The 19,088-nt window shown below is 23.7% G+C and carries 17 protein-coding genes and 1 tRNA gene; 16 read left to right on the top strand and 2 right to left on the bottom strand.

The annotated features are described in order from the left end of the window. The first annotated feature begins 10 nt into the window (after positions 1-10). From secF to N3A58_02075, 4 genes are all read left to right on the top strand, one after another. Positions 11-907: a protein translocase subunit SecF gene (secF, locus tag N3A58_02090; protein MCX8058187.1), complete on the top strand. Its 897-nt coding sequence runs from the start codon at positions 11-13 to the stop codon at positions 905-907. A 39-nt stretch (positions 908-946) separates the two neighbouring features. Next, entirely contained in the window at positions 947-1,312 is a 366-nt protein-coding gene (locus tag N3A58_02085) for a hypothetical protein (GenBank protein ID MCX8058186.1), read from the top strand. 72 nt (positions 1,313-1,384) lie between these two features. Continuing rightward, positions 1,385-1,457: transfer RNA gene (locus N3A58_02080), tRNA-Asn, on the top strand. Positions 1,458-1,700: 243 nt separating this feature from the next. Beyond that, on the top strand, positions 1,701-3,098 hold the full coding sequence (locus tag N3A58_02075) for a hypothetical protein (protein ID MCX8058185.1): 1,398 nt from the start codon (positions 1,701-1,703) through the stop codon (positions 3,096-3,098). Here the strand turns inward: N3A58_02075 and N3A58_02070 are convergent. Further along, entirely contained in the window at positions 3,076-4,737 is a 1,662-nt protein-coding gene (locus N3A58_02070) for a DUF115 domain-containing protein (protein MCX8058184.1), read from the bottom strand. The two genes, N3A58_02075 and N3A58_02070, sit on opposite strands and share 23 nt — an antisense overlap. Before the next feature lie 197 nt (positions 4,738-4,934). Here N3A58_02070 and N3A58_02065 point away from each other — a divergent pair, with 197 nt between their 5' ends. From N3A58_02065 to N3A58_02010, 12 genes are all read left to right on the top strand, one after another. Then, a complete protein-coding gene (locus tag N3A58_02065) occupies positions 4,935-5,966 on the top strand; it encodes a hypothetical protein (protein ID MCX8058183.1) in 1,032 nt (343 codons plus the stop codon). A gap of 176 nt (positions 5,967-6,142) precedes the next feature. Continuing rightward, the gene (locus N3A58_02060; protein ID MCX8058182.1) at positions 6,143-6,880 is read left to right on the top strand and encodes an ABC transporter ATP-binding protein; all 738 of its coding nucleotides are present in this window, start codon (positions 6,143-6,145) and stop codon (positions 6,878-6,880) included. A gap of 1 nt (position 6,881) precedes the next feature. Beyond that, positions 6,882-8,234: an ABC transporter permease gene (locus N3A58_02055; GenBank protein MCX8058181.1), complete on the top strand. Its 1,353-nt coding sequence runs from the start codon at positions 6,882-6,884 to the stop codon at positions 8,232-8,234. A 41-nt stretch (positions 8,235-8,275) separates the two neighbouring features. Further along, positions 8,276-8,587 carry a hypothetical protein gene (locus N3A58_02050; protein ID MCX8058180.1) on the top strand — a complete coding sequence of 104 codons (312 nt, stop codon included), beginning with the start codon at positions 8,276-8,278 and terminating at the stop codon, positions 8,585-8,587. Between the two features lie 92 nt (positions 8,588-8,679). Continuing rightward, a complete protein-coding gene (locus N3A58_02045) occupies positions 8,680-10,704 on the top strand; it encodes a hypothetical protein (GenBank protein MCX8058179.1) in 2,025 nt (674 codons plus the stop codon). A gap of 15 nt (positions 10,705-10,719) precedes the next feature. Further along, positions 10,720-11,199, top strand: a complete 480-nt coding sequence (locus N3A58_02040) for a V-type ATP synthase subunit K (protein ID MCX8058178.1) — start codon at positions 10,720-10,722, stop codon at positions 11,197-11,199. A 12-nt stretch (positions 11,200-11,211) separates the two neighbouring features. After that, the gene (locus N3A58_02035) at positions 11,212-11,784 is read left to right on the top strand and encodes a V-type ATP synthase subunit E (protein MCX8058177.1); all 573 of its coding nucleotides are present in this window, start codon (positions 11,212-11,214) and stop codon (positions 11,782-11,784) included. Then, a complete protein-coding gene (locus N3A58_02030) occupies positions 11,774-12,799 on the top strand; it encodes a V-type ATPase subunit (protein ID MCX8058176.1) in 1,026 nt (341 codons plus the stop codon). The genes N3A58_02035 and N3A58_02030 overlap by 11 nt, the downstream gene beginning before the upstream one ends. Continuing rightward, the gene (locus N3A58_02025; GenBank protein ID MCX8058175.1) at positions 12,792-13,112 is read left to right on the top strand and encodes a hypothetical protein; all 321 of its coding nucleotides are present in this window, start codon (positions 12,792-12,794) and stop codon (positions 13,110-13,112) included. Before N3A58_02030 ends, N3A58_02025 begins: the two co-directional genes overlap by 8 nt. A gap of 45 nt (positions 13,113-13,157) precedes the next feature. Beyond that, positions 13,158-14,933 carry a V-type ATP synthase subunit A gene (locus tag N3A58_02020; GenBank protein MCX8058174.1) on the top strand — a complete coding sequence of 592 codons (1,776 nt, stop codon included), beginning with the start codon at positions 13,158-13,160 and terminating at the stop codon, positions 14,931-14,933. Between the two features lie 47 nt (positions 14,934-14,980). Then, on the top strand, positions 14,981-16,375 hold the full coding sequence (locus N3A58_02015; protein MCX8058173.1) for a V-type ATP synthase subunit B: 1,395 nt from the start codon (positions 14,981-14,983) through the stop codon (positions 16,373-16,375). Between the two features lie 117 nt (positions 16,376-16,492). Continuing rightward, positions 16,493-17,119, top strand: a complete 627-nt coding sequence (locus tag N3A58_02010) for a V-type ATP synthase subunit D (protein MCX8058172.1) — start codon at positions 16,493-16,495, stop codon at positions 17,117-17,119. Between the two features lie 14 nt (positions 17,120-17,133). Here N3A58_02010 and N3A58_02005 read toward each other — a convergent pair whose 3' ends face one another. After that, positions 17,134-18,882 (bottom strand): HD domain-containing protein, encoded by a 1,749-nt coding sequence (locus N3A58_02005; GenBank protein MCX8058171.1) that lies wholly within the window; start codon positions 18,880-18,882, stop codon positions 17,134-17,136. Positions 18,883-19,088: the final 206 nt, after the last annotated feature.

Below are 19,088 nucleotides of genomic sequence, written 5' to 3'. Positions count from 1 at the left end.
TTCTTTAATTATGAAAAAAGAGATAAATTTTGTTAAATATAGATTTGTTGCAATAGGATTTTCTATTTTGTTTCTTTTAGTCGGTATTGCTTTTATATTTATTAATGGATTTAAATTTGGGATTGATTTTACAGGAGGTATTTCATTTATTGTTCAAATTGATAATAAAGAGGCTACACTTGCTAATGTTAGAGAAACAGTTGTAAAAGGTGGTTTTGGAAGCAATGTTGTACAAATTGGAAGTGAAGAATCAAAAACTTACAATATAAAAATTCCAGTTTCTAAAGAAGACAGTGAAAATCAAATGAAACAGGATAAATTAAAAAAATTGATTGAAGATAGATATGGACAAAGCAATGTTTATTGGTTATCTATCAATTTAATTGGTGCAACAATGTCGAAACAATTTTTAAGGGATTCTATTTGGTTAGTACTTGTAGTTTTTGTTTTGATATTATTTTATATTCTTATAAGATTTAAACATTTGAAGTTTTCTATAGGTGCAGTTGTTGCTTTAATTCACGATGTTTTATTAACATTATCTTTACTTATTATATTGAAAAGGGAATTTACATTGAATGTTCTTGCAGCAATTTTAACTCTTATAGGATATTCTTTAAATGATACAATAGTTGTTTATTCTAGAATAAGAGAAAATTATCAATTATATCCAAAAATGGATTTTTCTTTACTAATAAATAAATCTATAAATGAGACACTTTCTAGAACAATAATAACATCATTAACAACTTTTTTTGTTGTATTTATGATTTTTATTTTTGGTGGTGAAGTTTTGAGAGATTTCGGATTAGCTTTAAGTTTTGGAATTGTTGTTGGTACATATTCCTCTATTTTTATAGCTTCTCCAATACTTATTCAACAAAGTAAGAAACAGAAAACCTTTTAATAAAATTTTATTTTAATAATAATTATTGGAGAAATTTTTATGAAAAAAATTTCATTTGTTAAATATGAAAATGAATTTATACATGAATTTAATGATCTTATAAATAAAAGTGAAGATTTTAATGATGCTTCAAATGCTTTTTCTCATATAGCAAAGAAAATATTTACTAAAATTATTAATGAAGAATATAAGAATGATATTGATATTAAAGATGAAGATTTTGATGTTGATTTTAAAAATGAAAAATATAAAATTTCAAAAAAACTTTTTTCAAATGAGACAATAAAGAAAATGTATGAAGAGTCTGATATTGAGGCAATTCTTGAAAGGTTTTTAAAAAGTGTTTTAAATAGAGCAAAACATTTAAAAAATTTAGACAAAAAAAATAAAATCGATAGAAGATAAAAAGATAAATTTATTATAAAAATGATTGACAAAAATTTATAATTTGATAATTAAATTAATTGTAAATAATATTCCAGCTTAGCTCAGCCGGTAGAGCAACGGACTGTTAATCCGTGGGTCGCAGGTTCGATCCCTGCAGCTGGAGATAAAGAGCTGGCTTTACGCCAGCTTTTTTTATTTTATAGAATCCAATTTTTAAGAAATATTTAGTTTTACAAAAATGAATGGAATATATAAATATAAAAAGAATGAAAAATAAAATAAAATAAGAAAAAATTAAATTATTTAAATTTATTTTTATTAAATAATATTATATTATTATTTAAATTATATATTTTAATTTAGAAATTTTTTGTGTATATTTTATAAATTATTTTAAGAGGTTAAAATGGAAGTTTTAGTTTATTCAGCAGGTAGAATAAATATTATTGGGGAACATGTAGATTATGTTAATGGTCTTTCTATTCCTGCATCAATAAATCTAGGAAACTATATCAATATAAGTAAATATGAAAATATTCAAGTTAGAGGAATATTTATTTATTCAAAACTTTATAATAAAGAACTATTTATTTCATATGATGAAATATATGATTTTAATAAAGATGATTTGAAAAAAATATGGTATGGTTATATTATTGCACCTTTTTTACTTTTAAAGGATAAAGGTGTTATTATTAATGAACCAATCAAAATAATTATTGATACTACATTACCATTATCTGCTGGCCTTTCCTCCTCTGCTTCCATTTTATGTGGAATGATTTACAGTTTAACTAAGTATTTTAACTTGCCTTTTAACAGATTTGATGTAGCTTTATTAGCTAAAGAAACAGAAAATAAATATATAGGTGCTCCATGTGGATTTTTAGACCAACTTTCAATATGTTATGGTGAAAAAGATAAATTACTTTTTTTGGATTATGAAAAAATAAATAAAATTTTAAGTGATAAGAGAAAAACTAATTTTGTTTGTTATTTAAACCTAAAGGGTAACTATGAATTTTTTATTATAAATTCAAATGTAAAGCATTCTATTTCAGGTGAAGGTTATACTACTCGTATTAAAGAAAAAGATATTATTCAGGAAGCATTAAAAAAATATAATTTAAATGTAAGAAGTTTTGCAGAAATATATCTTAAATACTTTAATGGATTTGAAAAAATTAAAAAGATTAACGAGATTATATTATGTAATTTAGATAAATATTTTGCAAGCATTTATGATAATAAGGACAATAACAATATAAAATCAAAATATGAATTTATAAAAGAAAAATTTATAGATGATATAATAGAATATTTTTATAGTAATAAAGATTTAAATAAATCATTTTTTATTTTTAAATGGAATAAAATAGTACTTAATATTATTGATGAAATTAAAAATAATAAAAATTATGATTATAATATAATTTTAAAAAGGTTGTTTCACTTTGTAACTGAGATAGGAAGAACTAAATTATTTAAGTATTTTGTAAAAAGGAAAGAATATGAAGAAGCTTTTAAACTTCTTTGGGTTACTCATATTTCTTTAGCTCTATTTTATGAAGTATCAGTTGAAGAAATTGAATATATTATGATGGAACTTTATAAAAATAGATATTTTATTAAAGGTGCAAGATTGATGGGTGGTGGATTTGGAGGATCTATAATATTTGTTTGTGAAAAAGGAAATGAAAATTTGGTAGAAAATACAATATATAATAAAAATGAAAAATATAAAAGATTATTTAATAAAGAGATTAGTTTCAATAAGGTAATTATAAAGAAAGGTTTAGAATAATTTTATTTATATAATCTTTAATAGCTTTTTTTGTTTTTTCTTGTTCTTTTAAATTAAAAGATATTTTCTGGTTAGATTTTTTTTTGAGTTTAATAAAATAAAAGTAAGATAAAAGAGGAACTAAAATTGAGGATTTATTTTTAGAAATAAATAAACTACCATCTTCATAAATTTTATCACTTTTAATTAGATATTCTAATTCATTAGAAAATTCTTCTTTATAAATTAAAAATAGTTTTTTTTCATTTTTATAAACACATTTTTTAAAATTATTTTTAATTGTTGTGTCTTTATATGATTCATTAGTTCTATTATATTTTTGCCAGAAACACTCTTTTGAATAATATTTATATGAATTAAATGAGTAATCTATTCCATATATTTTTAGGGTAAAATTTAAACTATTATTTTCCCCCTTATTGTCTTTATTATTTTTCAAAAGCTCTTTTATGGTGTAGATAATTTTAAGAGATGCAGAGCCAACATTTGTGATGTTAAAATTAAGTATAGGTAGATTTTTTATAAAATTAATTGGATTATCTTTATTTTGAAATTTATTTATAAAAATTTTATTAAAACTATTAAAAGAAAAATTAAATATTTCATCTTCAAAATCTATTCCAGGATTAAATAAAAATACTTTTTTTAAATTTTTGTAAGTTTTAGGATTTAAAGTAGTAGGACATATTATTGATGGACTCTTTATAAATGGGATGTATTTTTTTAATATAAAAAGTTGTGTAAAAGTAGCTGGGTCAAAAGAAATTATAAAATCAGGACTAATATTGTTTCTTAAAAGAGTAAAGTAGGAGTTATCTATGCAAAAAGTAAAATACTTTTTTTTATTTTTATCAAAATAATTTATTTCTTCTTTAAGATTGGATATTTCTAAATCAAGATTTGGAGAGGAACCTATTAAAAAAATATTTATATTATTTTCATTATCATTATGCATATTTTCTTTATTGTTTTCTTTAGTTAGATAGTTTGGAATATTATTAAAATTTTCAATGTTATTAGGTAAATTATTTGTTAAAATATTTAAATTATTTTTGTATCCTTTTTTAATAAGGTTAATATTGTGATATAAAAATTTAAAAATATTTTTAAACCATTTATAAGACATTATTTGAGATGTTCTAAATTTTATAAGACTTTCTTCTATTATTTTGTCTATAGAATTTTTTATTATAATATTCTTTTCATTATTAAATGAAGGATCAAAAAATATGTTTTCAATGTTAATTGGAATTACTCTATTTGATAAAAAATCAATTATATCTTTATTTAAAGAAATAATATTATTATTAAAGTTTATTTTAATATAAGAAACCTCAAAATTATAAATATAATATGTTTTAATATCATTATTATCTATTTCTGTTTCATAATATGAAGGTTTATAAAAAATTAAAAAATACTGATTTTTAATTATATTTTCACTTAGTTTAGGAGTATTATTTTCAAAATTAATAAAGTTTTCTGCAAATTTTACAATTTTTTCATTAAAATAGTCTTTAATTTTTTCAAAATTTAAAATGTTATTGTCAATTAATAGAAAAAAGCAGTTTCTTTTCTTAAAATTTTCAATATTAAAATATTTTTCAAATAAATATTCGAATTTATCAAAGTTATTCATAAAAAATTGCTTATAAAATTAATACTAATCAGATTTTATATTAAAAAATATAAATTTAAATTAAAAATTTTTAAGGTATAATAAAAAAAATTAAAATTGAAAAAATAATAATTTATTTTAATATTAATTAAAAGGAAAAAAATATATATATTAAAATTTTAAATTTGTAAAATTTTTATATATAAATAGGAGTTTTTATGAAAAAAATAACTTTTAATTATTTAATTTTGTTAATATTGATTTTAATTATTGTATTCTCTTTTAATATTTATGCTTTTGAAACTGACTTTGATTTTGGTATTGGGATTTTTGGGCTTGATTTAAAACTTTTAATGATTTATAATTTTGGAAATATTAATTTATATGGAAATGTTGGATATTATGGGGATTACTTTTTTAATAACCTAACTAATAACTTTAGTGGTGTTTTTTCTGGGGATATAAAAAATGTTAAAGCTAATTACTTTACAGTTGGTGGTAAAGTTGAATTCAGTTTCATGCCAATTAATTTTTTAATTTTAAGTTTAGTCTTAAAAAATCAATCCTATGTTTATTTTTCACCTGGTTCTTTCTATACAAATGCTGGTTATTTAGAGAAACAATTTTATTATTTAAATAGAATTTCATTAAATTCTATTATTTCCATAATAAAAGTTCTTGATGGGGAATTTTTAAAAAATTGTTGGTTAATAGATTTAAGTTTAAATTATTACCCAAAAAGTGCCCAGAATCCTTTATTCAACAATAATTTAATTAAATATTCTTTAACATCATATATTAAATTTAATATTTTAAGAGTTACTAATATAGATATTTCTTATTATAACCTTTTTGTTTTTGATAAAATGTCAGATAAGAATAATACCCCATTTCTTATTAATGCTGTTGAATATGGATCTCTCATGAATAGGTTTTATAATTATGGTAAAGGAATAGGGACAGGAATAAGAGGAATTTCTTCTGATAAGTATGGTTATATTTTTGAAAGTGATGTGAAATCTTTTCTAAATAATGATATAAGATTTATATTTGGGGAAGGATTTATAAAATATGGTATAATTATTTACTATGATCTTTTTACTAATGTTGAAAATTATTCATCTTACTATAATTCAATAGGAGCTGGTATAGTTTTAGATTTAGCTGGATTTGCTTTTATTTTATATTATAACTATTTTTTAAATTATAAAGAAAGCTTCTTTTCTTTTTCAATGGGGTATAAGTTTTAATATTTTTTTATTTTAATTTTTTAATAGTGGTGTATTTTTTTTTATAGAAAAAAACTGTTTTAATAATAGATTTAGTTCTTGTAGATTAAAGTTTTTTATTAACTATTAAAACAAGATGTTTCATTCTTTATAAGATTAATTTAGAGAATAACAAAATAATTTTTAGAGGTTTTTGAATGAGTATATTAAGTGTTAGTAATCTTAAGAAAAGTTATGGAGATTTAAAAGCTTTAAAAGGTATTAGTTTTAATATTGAAAAAGGAGAAATATTTGCTTTAATTGGACCAAATGGAGCAGGTAAAACGACCACTTTAAGGATTATTGCAACAATATTAAAAAAAGATGAGGGAGAGATATATTTTGGTGATTTCGTTTATGGCAAAGATGATAATAAAATTAGAGAAAATATTTCCTATCTTCCTGAAGAAGCTGGGGTCTATAAAAATTTAACAGGACAAGAATATCTTGATTTTATGGCATCATTTTTTGCTAAAAATAGAGAAGATAAAAAGAAATTTATTGAGAAAGCTTCAGAGATATGTGGTCTTGGAGATAGATTAAAAAATAAAGTTACCACATATTCAAAAGGAATGACAAGAAAACTTTTACTTGCAAGATCAATTATGTTTAAACCTAAACTTGCAATTTTAGATGAACCAACAAGCGGACTTGATGTTCAAAATGCATTTGAAATAAGAAAAATAATTAAATCTTTTAAAGAAGAAGGGATGTCTGTTCTTTTATCTTCTCATAATATGCTAGAAATTGAATTTTTATCAGATAGAGTTGGATTCATATATAAAGGGAATATTCTTGAAATTGGAAAACCAGAAGAGTTAAAGAAAAAATTCAATAAATCAAATTTAGAAGAAGTTTTTATTGAACTTATAAGTCTAAATAAAAATGAGGATTAAAATGAAAAATATCGGTGAAAATAAGTTTTTTATTTTATTAAAAAAAGAGATTAAAGAACTTCTTACTATTAATATGATTCTTCCTTTAATTATTACTGTATTAATTTTTGTTCTAATTGGAAAAATAATGTCTTCTGAAACTAAGAAAGCCCAAAATAAGAAAATATCGACTTATATAATCTTTGAGAAAGATTCCCAGTCTTCTTCATATGAACCATTAAAAAAAGAGTTATTATCATTTTTAGAAAAAGCAAATGTTGTTTTTTTTGTAAAAGAAGCAGAAAATATTGATTTTCTTAAAGATTTTCAATATGCTAAAGAACATAAACTCGACACAATTTTATTTATTAAAAAGGGCTATTTCAATTTTATAATAAGCAAAAATATAGAAGATATACAGTTTGAAATTTATAATGTTTTAAAAAGTATTGGGGGTATAAGTTTTGGTAGATCATCAGGAGGTTCTTTAATTAATATTTTGAAAACTTTTAACAAAATGATATATACTAATTTGTTTCCAGATGAAAAGTATAAATTTTATGAAAATCCAGTCTCATACAACGAATTTGTTATTTTTAATGGAAAAGTTACCAAAGGAAATCTAGAAATGATAATTGGTTTCTTGTATTTACAAAATTTATTAGTTCCAATTATAGTATACATGTTAATAATAATGTCCTCTCAAATGGTTGCAGTTGCAATTGCATCTGAGAAAGAGAATAAAACACTTGAAACTTTACTTTCTATACCTATAAGAAGAAGTGATATAGCAACCTCTAAAATGATAGCTGGTGCTATTGTTTCACTATTTATGGCTCTAATTTATATTATAGGATTCAATTCATATATGAGAGGGGTAACTGGAATGAATACTTCCTCATTATCTGAAGCTTCAAAACAAATGTCTATTATTCTTAAAAATATAGATTTTAATTTGAAATTTATTGATTATTTATTAGTAGCACTTTCTATTTTTACTGCTATTTTAAATGTTCTTGCTATTTCATTAATTCTTGGTCTGTTTGCAGAAGATGTTAAGAAAGTTCAAACAGTTATAACTCCTATTATGTTTTTGTCTCTAATTCCTTATTTTTTAAGTATTTTTTTAAATATTAATGAATTACCTATAGTGGTTAAGTTAATAATTTATGCAATACCATTTGCGCATCCTTTCTTTGTAATAAACTCACTTTTGTTGAAAGATTATTTACTAGTTGGAGCTGGAATAATATATCAATTTATAGTCTTTATGATATTTATTTTTCTAACAAATAAAATTTTTCAATCTGATAAAATATTAACAATGAAAATAAAAATGGGGGAGAAGAAAAAAGTTTTTAATATTGACAACTAAGTAAAAATAAATAAATTATTAAATATACAGTGGAGAATTTTATGGGAATTGATAATATAAAACTAATTTATGAAAAAGAAAAAGAAATTAAAGAAAGGATTGAAAATTTAATTGAAAAAAAGAAAAAAGAATTTGAAAGTTTGAATGAATATAAAAATCATAAATATAATGAGGCAAAATTAGTAATAGAGAAAGAACTTAAAAAAATAAAAGAGATAAAAGAAAAAGAGATAAATAAATTAATAGAGGATACAAAATCTGAAACAGATAGTGAATTAGCTAAATTGGATAAAATTCCTCAAAATTTAATTAATGATGCTAAAAACTTTGTAGAAAGACACCTTTTTGATTAAGCATTTTAATTTTACCTTTAAATTTATAATAATTTTAAAGTATTTTTATTTCAGAATATTTATTTTTAAAAATTAATAATCTTGAGGTTAAAATGGGTGTACATAAAGTAAAAAAGGCAATTATAACATCACATATTTCGATATTAAATGAGGTGCTTGAATATTTACAAGAAATAGGATTGGTTCACATTGATGAAGAAACTGTAAATTTTCTTAAGGAAAACATTTTAAAGAATAAAGAGATTAATTTAATTGAGTTAAGGAATAGTATATCAAAAGAAAAAGAATCTATTAAAGAAATTGTTTTTGAACTTGATAAAATATTTCAGTTTATTGCTTCAAATATAAAAGAATTGAATTTTAATTCTGAAGAAAAACTTATAATTTCAAAAAAAGAATTTGAAGATTTAATTAAATATTTTGATGGGAAAAGTATTATAAAGAATATATCAGATAATATTGATAAAATATTAAAGAATAATGAAGAGATATCAAAATTAAATGGTAAGATTGAACATTTAAAGCCTTTTCACACTTTCCCTTATGATATATCTATTATAAAAGATACAAATGATTTTATTATAAGATTTGGTTTGATTAATAATCAAAAATATATAAATTTTCTTGATGAACTTAATAAATATTTTGATCTTAAAAAAAGTTCTGAAACTTTAAAAGATAATATTTATAATCCTTTTAATTTATGGAGTGTAGAAAAAATATCAAGCATTAATTCAGATATATACTTTGCTATAATTTCTGAAAAAGATATTTATAAAGATATATTTGGTATCCTTAGGAAACTTGGTGGAGAAGAAGTTAGTGTTGAAGAAGAAAAGGGAATTATAACAGAAATAATAAAAAATTATGAAAAAAAGATCCTTCTTCTAGAAGAAGAAAACAATAAATTAATAAGTGATATAGAGATAAAATTTAAGAGTTATAAAAATAATCTTCTTGCATATTATGATTATTATTATTCTTATTTATCAAAGATTCAAACACAGGAAAATTTTTTATCATCAGAGTCTTTTGTGGTTTTTCCTGCATGGATTTTAAAGAAGGATATTGATAGATTAAATAAGGTAAAAGAAAAATATAAAGAACTTGAAATAGAATATGTTGATCCTGAACCTGATGAAACAATTCCAATTGCATATAAAAATAAAAGCATAGTAAAGCCTTATGAATTAATTACAAATTTATACTCGCCTCCCAAAAATAATGAAATAGATCCTACACCTCTATTTACACCTTTTTTTGCATTATTCTTTGCAATTTGTACTGGTGATGCTGGATATGGTTTATTTCTTTCTATATTGTCATTTTTTTTAATGAAGAAATATCAAGGAGAAACAAAACAGTTATTTCAGGTGCTATTTCAAGTTGGAATACTTTCGATTATCGTTGGAGCTTTAATGGGAAGTTTTTTTGGATTTTCTCCCTCTTTTCTTAAGAAAATTACAATTATTGATTCTATGAATTCTCCTCTTAGTTTGTTTGGATTATCACTTCTCCTTGGAATTATACAATTATTTTGTTCCTATTTTATTGGCTTTGTTATATCTTTAACTCAAGGGAGTATAAAGAAAGCCTTTGGAGAGTATTTTTCTTATTTGCTACTAATAGTTTCAATTGTTTTTTTATTGTTACCACTCATTAATATACAAGTTAATCCAACTATTACTAATGTAATGAGTTATCTATTTATAATTGGTATTATATTAATTATTTTATTTATGGGTGCTGAGGATCCAAAGAGTGATAGATTTTTAAAGAAATTTTTTGGTGTTTATGGTTTGACTGGAATAATTGGGGATATTCTTTCATATTCAAGATTATTAGCTTTAAGTTTATCTTCTGGTGTAATTGCTATGGTTATAAATACACTTGCAAAAATGTTTATAGGGGAAGGTAAAAGTATCAGTGGGTTTATTTTTGGTCTTATTATTCTTTTAGTAGGACATACATTTAATATTCTCATTGGTTCATTAGGTGCTTTTGTTCATTCTATGAGATTACAATATGTTGAATTTTTTAAACAATTTTATGAAGGTGGGGGAAAGGAATTTACTCCATTTTCTAAAGTGTATAAATTTATTAAGTTAAAAGATTAATTTAGGAGGATAAAAATGGGAGTAGCTTTAGCTTTACTTGGTGTTGCATTTGCAGTTGCTTTATCAGGAATTGGTTCTGCACTTGGCATATCTTATGCAGCTAGAACAGCAGCTGGATCACTAGCAGAAGATCCTAAAAGATTTGGTAAATTTTTATTATTAATAGCTTTACCAGGTACTCAAGGTATTTATGGGTTTTTAATTGGATTTCTAATTTTATTAAGACTTAATATAATTGGAGCATCAACTCTTGATCAGATTTACGAAATAACCCTTGCACAGGGATTAATGTATACATTTGCAGGACTTCCAGTAGGTATTGCTGGTTTAGTTTCAGGGATTTTTCAAGGTAAAGTTTGTGCAAGTGGTATAGCTATGGTTTCTAAACAAGCTAAAGAAACAGGAAAAGCTATGACAATGGCAGTATTTGTAGAATTCTATGCAATATTAGGTTTACTTGCTTCTTTATTTTTAGTTTTAAAAAATGTTAAATAAGAGGCAAAAATAATGGGATTTACAGATATTATTAATAAAATTGAAAATGATGGGAAATTAAAACTTGAACAGATAGAAAAAGAGTGGGATCAAAAAATTAAACAACAAAAAGAAAAAATTGATAAAGAGATTGAGATTTATGTAAAAGAACAGATAGAGAGACTAGAAAAAGATATAGAAAATGATGAAAGAAAAAGATTTCTTGATTTTAAACTTGAATGCAGAAATAAAATATTAGAAAAAAAGAGGTCTTTAATAGATAAAGTTTTTAATGAAGTATTTAATAAGTATTTATCTTATGATAGAGATATTTATATTCAATTTTTAGAAAGCCTTGTTAAAAAAAGTGTTAAAGATAGAGGGTATCAAATTATTTTAAATAAAAGAGATCGGGACGAATTAGGTGACAAACTTATTAATAAACTTGGTGATGGATTTACACTTTCTTCTGATACTGTGAATATAAAAGCTGGATTAATATTAAAAAAAGGGAATATTGAGATAAATCTCTCTTTTGATCAAATATTTAAGTTAAAAAAAGAAAAACTAGAACAGGAAGTGGGGAAGATATTAAATGTTATATAACATTAATTTAAAAGAAGATGAAAATTATTTTTTTATATGTGGACTTATTCGTTCTTTTGAGAATAGATTATTAAAAGACTCTGATTTTCTCGATCTTATAGATTTACCTCTAAAAAATTTGTTTAATATTTTAATCGAAAAAGGTTATAGGCTTCATGGAGAATATGAAAAAATTACATATGATATGATTTTTGACTGGGAAATGTGGCATTTAAAAAAATTAATTTTGGAAAATTGCACTGAAGATGTTTATAAATTACTTTTTTTAAAATATGATTTGCCACATATAAAAAAATTTTTAAAAGCAAAATATATTCTAAAAAGTGAAAACTTCGATAATTTAACCAATGGTTTTTCTGGAGTTTATGATTTGAAATTTTTAATAGATACTTTGGCTCAAGGAAATTATGATTTATTAAATTTTACAGAACTATCAAGTTTTTTGAGAGATTTTAATAATTTATCTTTAGATTTATTATCAGGTGAATTTATTGACAGAAGTTTGGATATTTTTTATTTTAATTATGTAAGAAATATAGCGAAAAATCTTAAAAATAAAATTTTAGAAGATTTAATTGAAAATAAACTACTTTTTTTGAATTTAAAAAACCTTATTAGGTTAAAATTAGAAGGAAAAGATTCTTTTAGTTTTGAAGAATTCTATATTCCTCAGGAAAGTTATGATATTTCATTTTTTAAAGAATTGTTTGATCTTGATTTAAATAATATTTCAGTTAAATTTTCTTTTAATCCATTTTCTACAGAGATTGCAAATTGTTTAACTGAGCTACAAAAAACTAATGATCTTGGTTTAATTGAAAAGCTTTTTGATGATACTTATGTTGAATATTTAAGAGAAACCACCAAATATATAACTTCAGATTTATCATTAATTTATGCTTATTTTTATGCTAAAGAATTAGAATTGACTAATATTAAGATTATTTTTGTTTCTAAGATAAACAATATAATTCCTGATAAAGTAAAAAAGATTTTAAGGAAATCATATGTCTGATATTTTAGTTATTGGTGATAAAGATTCTACTATGGGATTTAAGTCGATAGGATTTGATACAATAATTGTTGATTTAAATAATAAAGAAGAACAAAAAAATCTTCTGAATTCTTCAATTAGAAAGAATTACAAAATAATTTTTTTGCTAGAATCAATTTATAAAGAAAATTTTGATACTATTGAAGAATTAACTTTAAATAAACTTTATCCAATAGTTATAGCAATACCATCTAGCAAAGAAAGGCTTAATTTTTCTGAAGAATTGGTTGAAAAACTTGTTATTAAAGCCTTAGGTGGGAGTTTTTTAAAGTAAAGTAAAATAGTATTAAATATATCAATATTATTTTTTGGAGGATTTATAATGCAGCAAAAAGGTCGAATAGTAAAAGTTGCTGGGCCACTTATTATAGCTGAAAATATGAATCATGCAAATATGTTTGATGTAGTTAAAGTCTCAGATTTAAACCTTGTTGGTGAAATAATTGAAATGAGAGGAGATAGAGCTTCTATTCAAGTTTATGAAGAAACTGGAGGAATTGGTGTTGGTGATCCAGTTTATACAACAGGTGAACCTTTATCTGTTGAACTAGGTCCTGGTCTAATTGAAAATATATATGATGGTATACAAAGACCACTTGATAAAATAAAGGAAAAAGCTGGAGATTTGTTAACTAGAGGTATTTCTGTTCCATCTCTTGATAGAGAAAAAATGTGGCATTTCCATCCAATTAAGAAAGTAGGGGATTATGTTGTAGGTGGAGATAAAATTGGGTATGTTGAAGAAACAATTCTTGTTAAGCATTATATAATGGTTCCTCCATATATTGAAGGAGAAATAGTTGATATTAATAAAGAGGGGGATTATAGGATAGAGGATACCATTTATAAAATAAAAACAAATGATGGACAAATAAAACAGTTTAATATGATACAGAGGTGGCCAGTAAGAAAACCAAGACCTATAAAAATGAAAATTAATCCTTATGAACCTTTACTTACAGGACAGAGAGTTATAGATACATTTTTCCCTGTAGCAAAAGGCGGAACCGCTTGTGTTCCTGGTCCATTTGGTTCAGGGAAAACCGTTGTGCAACATCAATTGGCAAAGTGGGCAGATGCTCAGATAATTATATATATTGGATGTGGAGAAAGAGGAAATGAGATGACAGATGTATTGCTGGAATTTCCTGAACTTAAAGATCCAAAAACAGGACATCCATTAATGAAAAGAACAGTTTTAATTGCAAATACATCTAACATGCCAGTAGCAGCAAGAGAAGCTTCAGTTTATACTGGTATAACAATAGGTGAATATTTTAGAGATATGGGATATTCAGTTGCAATAATGGCTGACTCAACTTCGAGATGGGCAGAAGCTATGAGAGAAATGTCTGGTAGACTTGAAGAGATGCCAGGTGAAGAAGGATATCCTGCATATCTTGGTACTAGAATAGCTGAATTTTATGAAAGAGCTGGTAAAGTTAAGTGTATTGGTAAAGAAGATATAGAAGGAGCTTTAACTGTAATAGGAGCAGTATCACCCCCAGGTGGTGATCTATCTGATCCAGTAGTTCAAGCTACATTAAGGGTTGTAAAAGTATTTTGGTCTTTATCTGATAAACTTGCATATAGAAGACATTTTCCTGCAATAGATTGGTTAGGTTCATATTCTTTATATGATAATAATATTAAAGATTGGCTTAAAAAGAATGTTGCTGATGATTGGGTTGATATGAAAGTTGAAGCTATGAGTATTTTACAAAGAGAAGCAGAACTTGAAGAAATTGTTAGACTTGTTGGTCTTGATGCTTTATCCCCAGAAAATAGATTATTAATGGATACTGCAAAATCAATAAGGGAGGATTATTTACATCAAAATGCTTTTCATGAGATAGATACATATACTTCATCAAGAAAGTCTTATGAAATGCTTAAAAATATATTATATTTCCATCATGAATCATTAAAGTATATTAAGAGTCATAATATTATAGTTAAAGATCTAATTTCATTGCCAGTTAAAGAAAAAATTGCAAGAATGAAATATGTTTCAGAAGATAATATAGATGAGATAAGAAAAATAAAAGATCAGATTGATTTAGAACTTAAAGATCTCGCTAAAAAATATGAATAAATATATTAAGCATTATTAAAAATATTTCTGAGTTTTGGAGGGAGATAATGATTAAGGAATATAGAACTATAGCAGAAGTTGTTGGACCTCTTATGCTTGTTAAAAATGTTGAAGGAATAAAATATGAGGAACTTGTTGAAATAGAACTTCAAAATGGTGAAATTAGAAATGGTAAAGTTCTTGAAGTGAATAGTGATATGGCTCTTGTCCAGTTATTTGAGGGAGCAAGAGGAATAAATCTTGAAAAATCAAAAGTTAGATTTTTAGGAAGAGGTGTTGAAATTGGTCTTTCAGAGGATATGCTTGGAAGAATATTTGATGGGCAAGGTAGACCTATAGATGGTAAAGCTCATATAATTGCTGAAGTAAAAAGAGATATAAATGGAGCTCCTATAAATCCTTATGCACGAGATTACCCAAATGAATTTATTCAAACTGGTATTTCTACAATAGATGGATTAAATACACTTGTAAGAGGACAAAAACTTCCAATTTTTTCAGGATCTGGTTTACCACATAATAGATTAGCAGCTCAAATAGCAAGACAAGCTAAAGTTCTTGAAAAAGAAGGCCAAAAGGGGCAAAGATTTGCTGTAGTATTTGCTGCTATGGGTATAACATTTGAAGAAGCTCAATTTTTTATTGAGGATTTTCAAAAGACTGGTGCTATAGAAAGATCTGTTCTCTTTGTTAACCTTGCTAATGACCCTGCTATTGAAAGAATAGCAACTCCAAGATTAGCTTTAACAACAGCAGAATATTTAGCTTTTGATAAAGGGATGCATGTTTTAGTTATTTTAACTGATATGACAAATTACTGTGAAGCTTTAAGAGAAGTATCTGCTGCAAGGCAAGAAGTTCCTGGTAGAAGAGGTTATCCAGGTTATCTTTATACAGATCTTTCTACTATTTACGAAAGAGCCGGCAGAATAAAAGGAAAGGAAGGCTCCATAACTCAGATTCCTATTTTAACAATGCCAGAAGATGATAAAACTCATCCAATTCCAGATTTAACTGGATATATTACTGAAGGTCAGATTGTTTTTTCTAGAGAATTATATAGAAAAGGAATTTATCCACCTGTTGATATATTACAATCACTTTCTAGATTAAAAGATAAAGGAATAGGTAAAGGGAAAACCAGAGAAGATCATTCAGATGTATTTAACCAGATATTTGCTGCATATGCCTCTGGTCTTGAAGCAAGAGAGTTGGAAGCTATACTTGGAGAGGCTGCACTTTCAGAAACAGATAAGATATTTTATCAATTTGCAAATGAATTTGAAAAAAGATATATTAGACAAGGAGAATATGAAAACAGGTCTATTTTTGAAACTCTTGATCTTTCTTGGGATTTATTGAAAATGATACCTATAAGAGAATTGAAAAGAATTAGAGATGAATATATAGAGAAATATCTTAAACCAAGGTTGAAAGAATAAAAATATAAGATTATTAGTTGTTTTTATTTTATGTTTTTTGGAAAATAAATTTTAAAAGTATTACATTTTTAATATAAAGTAATATAATTTTATTAGTAATATTTATAAGGGGCTTTAATGAGGATTAAGGTTTCTGCAAATAGAATGCAACTAATGAGACTAAAAAAGAGATTGAAACTTGCTACTAAGGGACATAAATTATTAAAAGATAAACAGGATCAATTAGTTAGAGAGTTTTTTTCTATTATTTATGAATATAGGAATTTAAGAAAAGAGGTTGAGAAAGAGCTAATGGAAGCTTATGCCTCCTTTATAAATGCAAGATCTTTGATGAATGATGATGATATTGAAAATGCTTTTTTAATACCTTTAAGGTCAATTGAACTAGAGGCAAAGTTTAAAAATGTAATGTCAGTCAAAGTCCCTCTTTTTAATATAAACATTAAAGAGCAAGAAAAAAAGACATTTTCAAAAGAAAATATTCCTGTTGTTCTTGATAATGCAATTAAAATATTTGAGGAGATAGCAAAAAAACTTTTAAATTTAGCGCAACTTGAGAAAGAAGTTAAAGATTTGGCAAGAGAAATAGAGTTGACTAGAAGAAGAGTAAATGCTTTAGAATATGTTTTAATTCCTGATTTACAAGAAGCTATTAAGTTTGTTAGTATGAAAATAAATGAAATGGAAAGGTCTAATCTTGTTAGAATAATGAAAATAAAAGAGATAGTAAGAAAAAAGCATTAGAGATATTTTATAAATTATTCATCTTTTAAATTTTCATAAATTTTTTTAATTTCATCTATTTTGTTATTAAATATTTCTATTAAAAAAGGATCAAATTTTTTACCAGATAGAGAGTTGATTATTTTTAGTGAATCTTCAAATGGTATAGCATCCTTATATGGTCTTTTTGTTGTTAAAGCATCGAAAACATCAGCAATACAAACTATTCTTGCTTCAATAGATATTTCTTCTCCCTTTTTTCTAAATGGATAACCTGATCCATCCCAATTTTCATGATGTTCTAAAATAATATTAAAAGCAGTATCAAGAAGTCTATAACCAATATCACCATAAATTTTTTCATTTGATGAGTCAATGATTTTTGCTCCAATAATCGGATGATTTTTAATTATTTCAAACTCATTATGATCAAGTTTTGAAGGTTTAAGTAAAATATGATCAGGAATTCCAATTTTACCTATATCATGTAATGGAGCAAAATCCCTAATTTCTCTAGCTTTTTGTGGAGTTATAATTTCTTTTTCACATAAATAATCAGCAATTAAATCACTATATAAAGAAACTCTTATTGTATGATTATATGTTTCTTCATCTTTAAATTCTACAATATTAACAATACTATCACCAATAGTTTTAATGTTATCCTGTATTGCATAAGAGTAAAAAAATCTAAATTTAACTATGTTTGAGAAAATTAAACCAAGTTTATAATTTGTTTTATTATAACTATACTTTTCTTTTGATGCAAAAAATAAAAATCCATATAATCTTTCGTTAATGATTACTGGAATTGTTAAATTGGATAAAATGCCCTCTTGCAACAATAATTTTGTACTCTCAGAATTAATTAATGATAAATCATCTATTATTCTATATTCCTTTTTTTCTTCAATTATTTTTTTTAGTGAAGTATCTGATAATTTTTGAGTAAAACCTGGTTTTAATTTAATATTAGCAATATCAGTTTTATATGCATGATATGCAACTAAATTATCCGTTTCCTTTTCATATATAGCAAGGGAAAATCTATTGCATGGAAAGATATTACTTAATTCTTTAGAGCAAATAATTTCTCCAAAACTATCTATAAATTGTTCTAGACTAAGAGTAGGGTTCATTGTTATAATCTTTTGAAGTACTTTCAATATAGTAGAGCTTTTATGGATTTGTTTTTCTAAATTATTAAATTCATCAGTAAGGGAAATTTTATTCTCTTCTATTTCAAAATTGAAATTAACAAAGACATTATCTAACTTATTTAGAAAAGAATGAAATTTAATTGAGAAATTTTTAATAAAAATAAAAGAGTTAATATTTGATATGATTATTAAAAATATAAAAAGAAGATTTACTAAAATAGTAAATTCAGCATGTAAAAAAATATGATTAAGATAAGATTCTCTTAAATTTTGTAAATATTTAACAATATTTCTTAGTTCCTCAGCTATTTTTTGGTTGTCTTTTAAAATGTAATAAAAGTATTTTAAATTATGAGTGTTGTAATATTTTTCAAGTAAAGGTAGTAATTTTTTATCTTCTAAAATTCCTTTTGAAAAAAAAGGGTTTATATAATTAAAAATTAGGGTTGAATCTTTAAAAAATTTCACATATTTATTTAAATCTATGATAAAATAGAGGGAATTAGAAACAATAAAGAGAATTATAATTAAATTTAATAATATTTTCTTCTTAAATAGTAAAAATATTGATTTATTTTTTGAGCTTTTACTGATATTTTTAATGTTATTATAGTTTGATTTCATACTATGAACCTTAAAATCAATTTAAAAGTTAAATTATTTTGCTTATAATGCAAAGTTAAATTTATTATAAAAATTTTAAAATTCAATAATTTAGTAGTAAATTTATTTTATTAAACTGCAAAAATATATTTTTAATATAGATTTAAATTTTTATTCTTGACTAATATAATTTTAAAGTTAAATTTTTTCTACAAATTCAATTTCTA

Source organism: Spirochaetota bacterium (assembly GCA_026415295.1).
Lineage (GTDB): Bacteria > Spirochaetota > JAAYUW01 > JAAYUW01 > JAOAHJ01 > JAOAHJ01.
The sequence above is the reverse complement of the archived record's forward strand: the minus strand, read 5'-3'. Positions and strand labels throughout refer to the sequence as shown.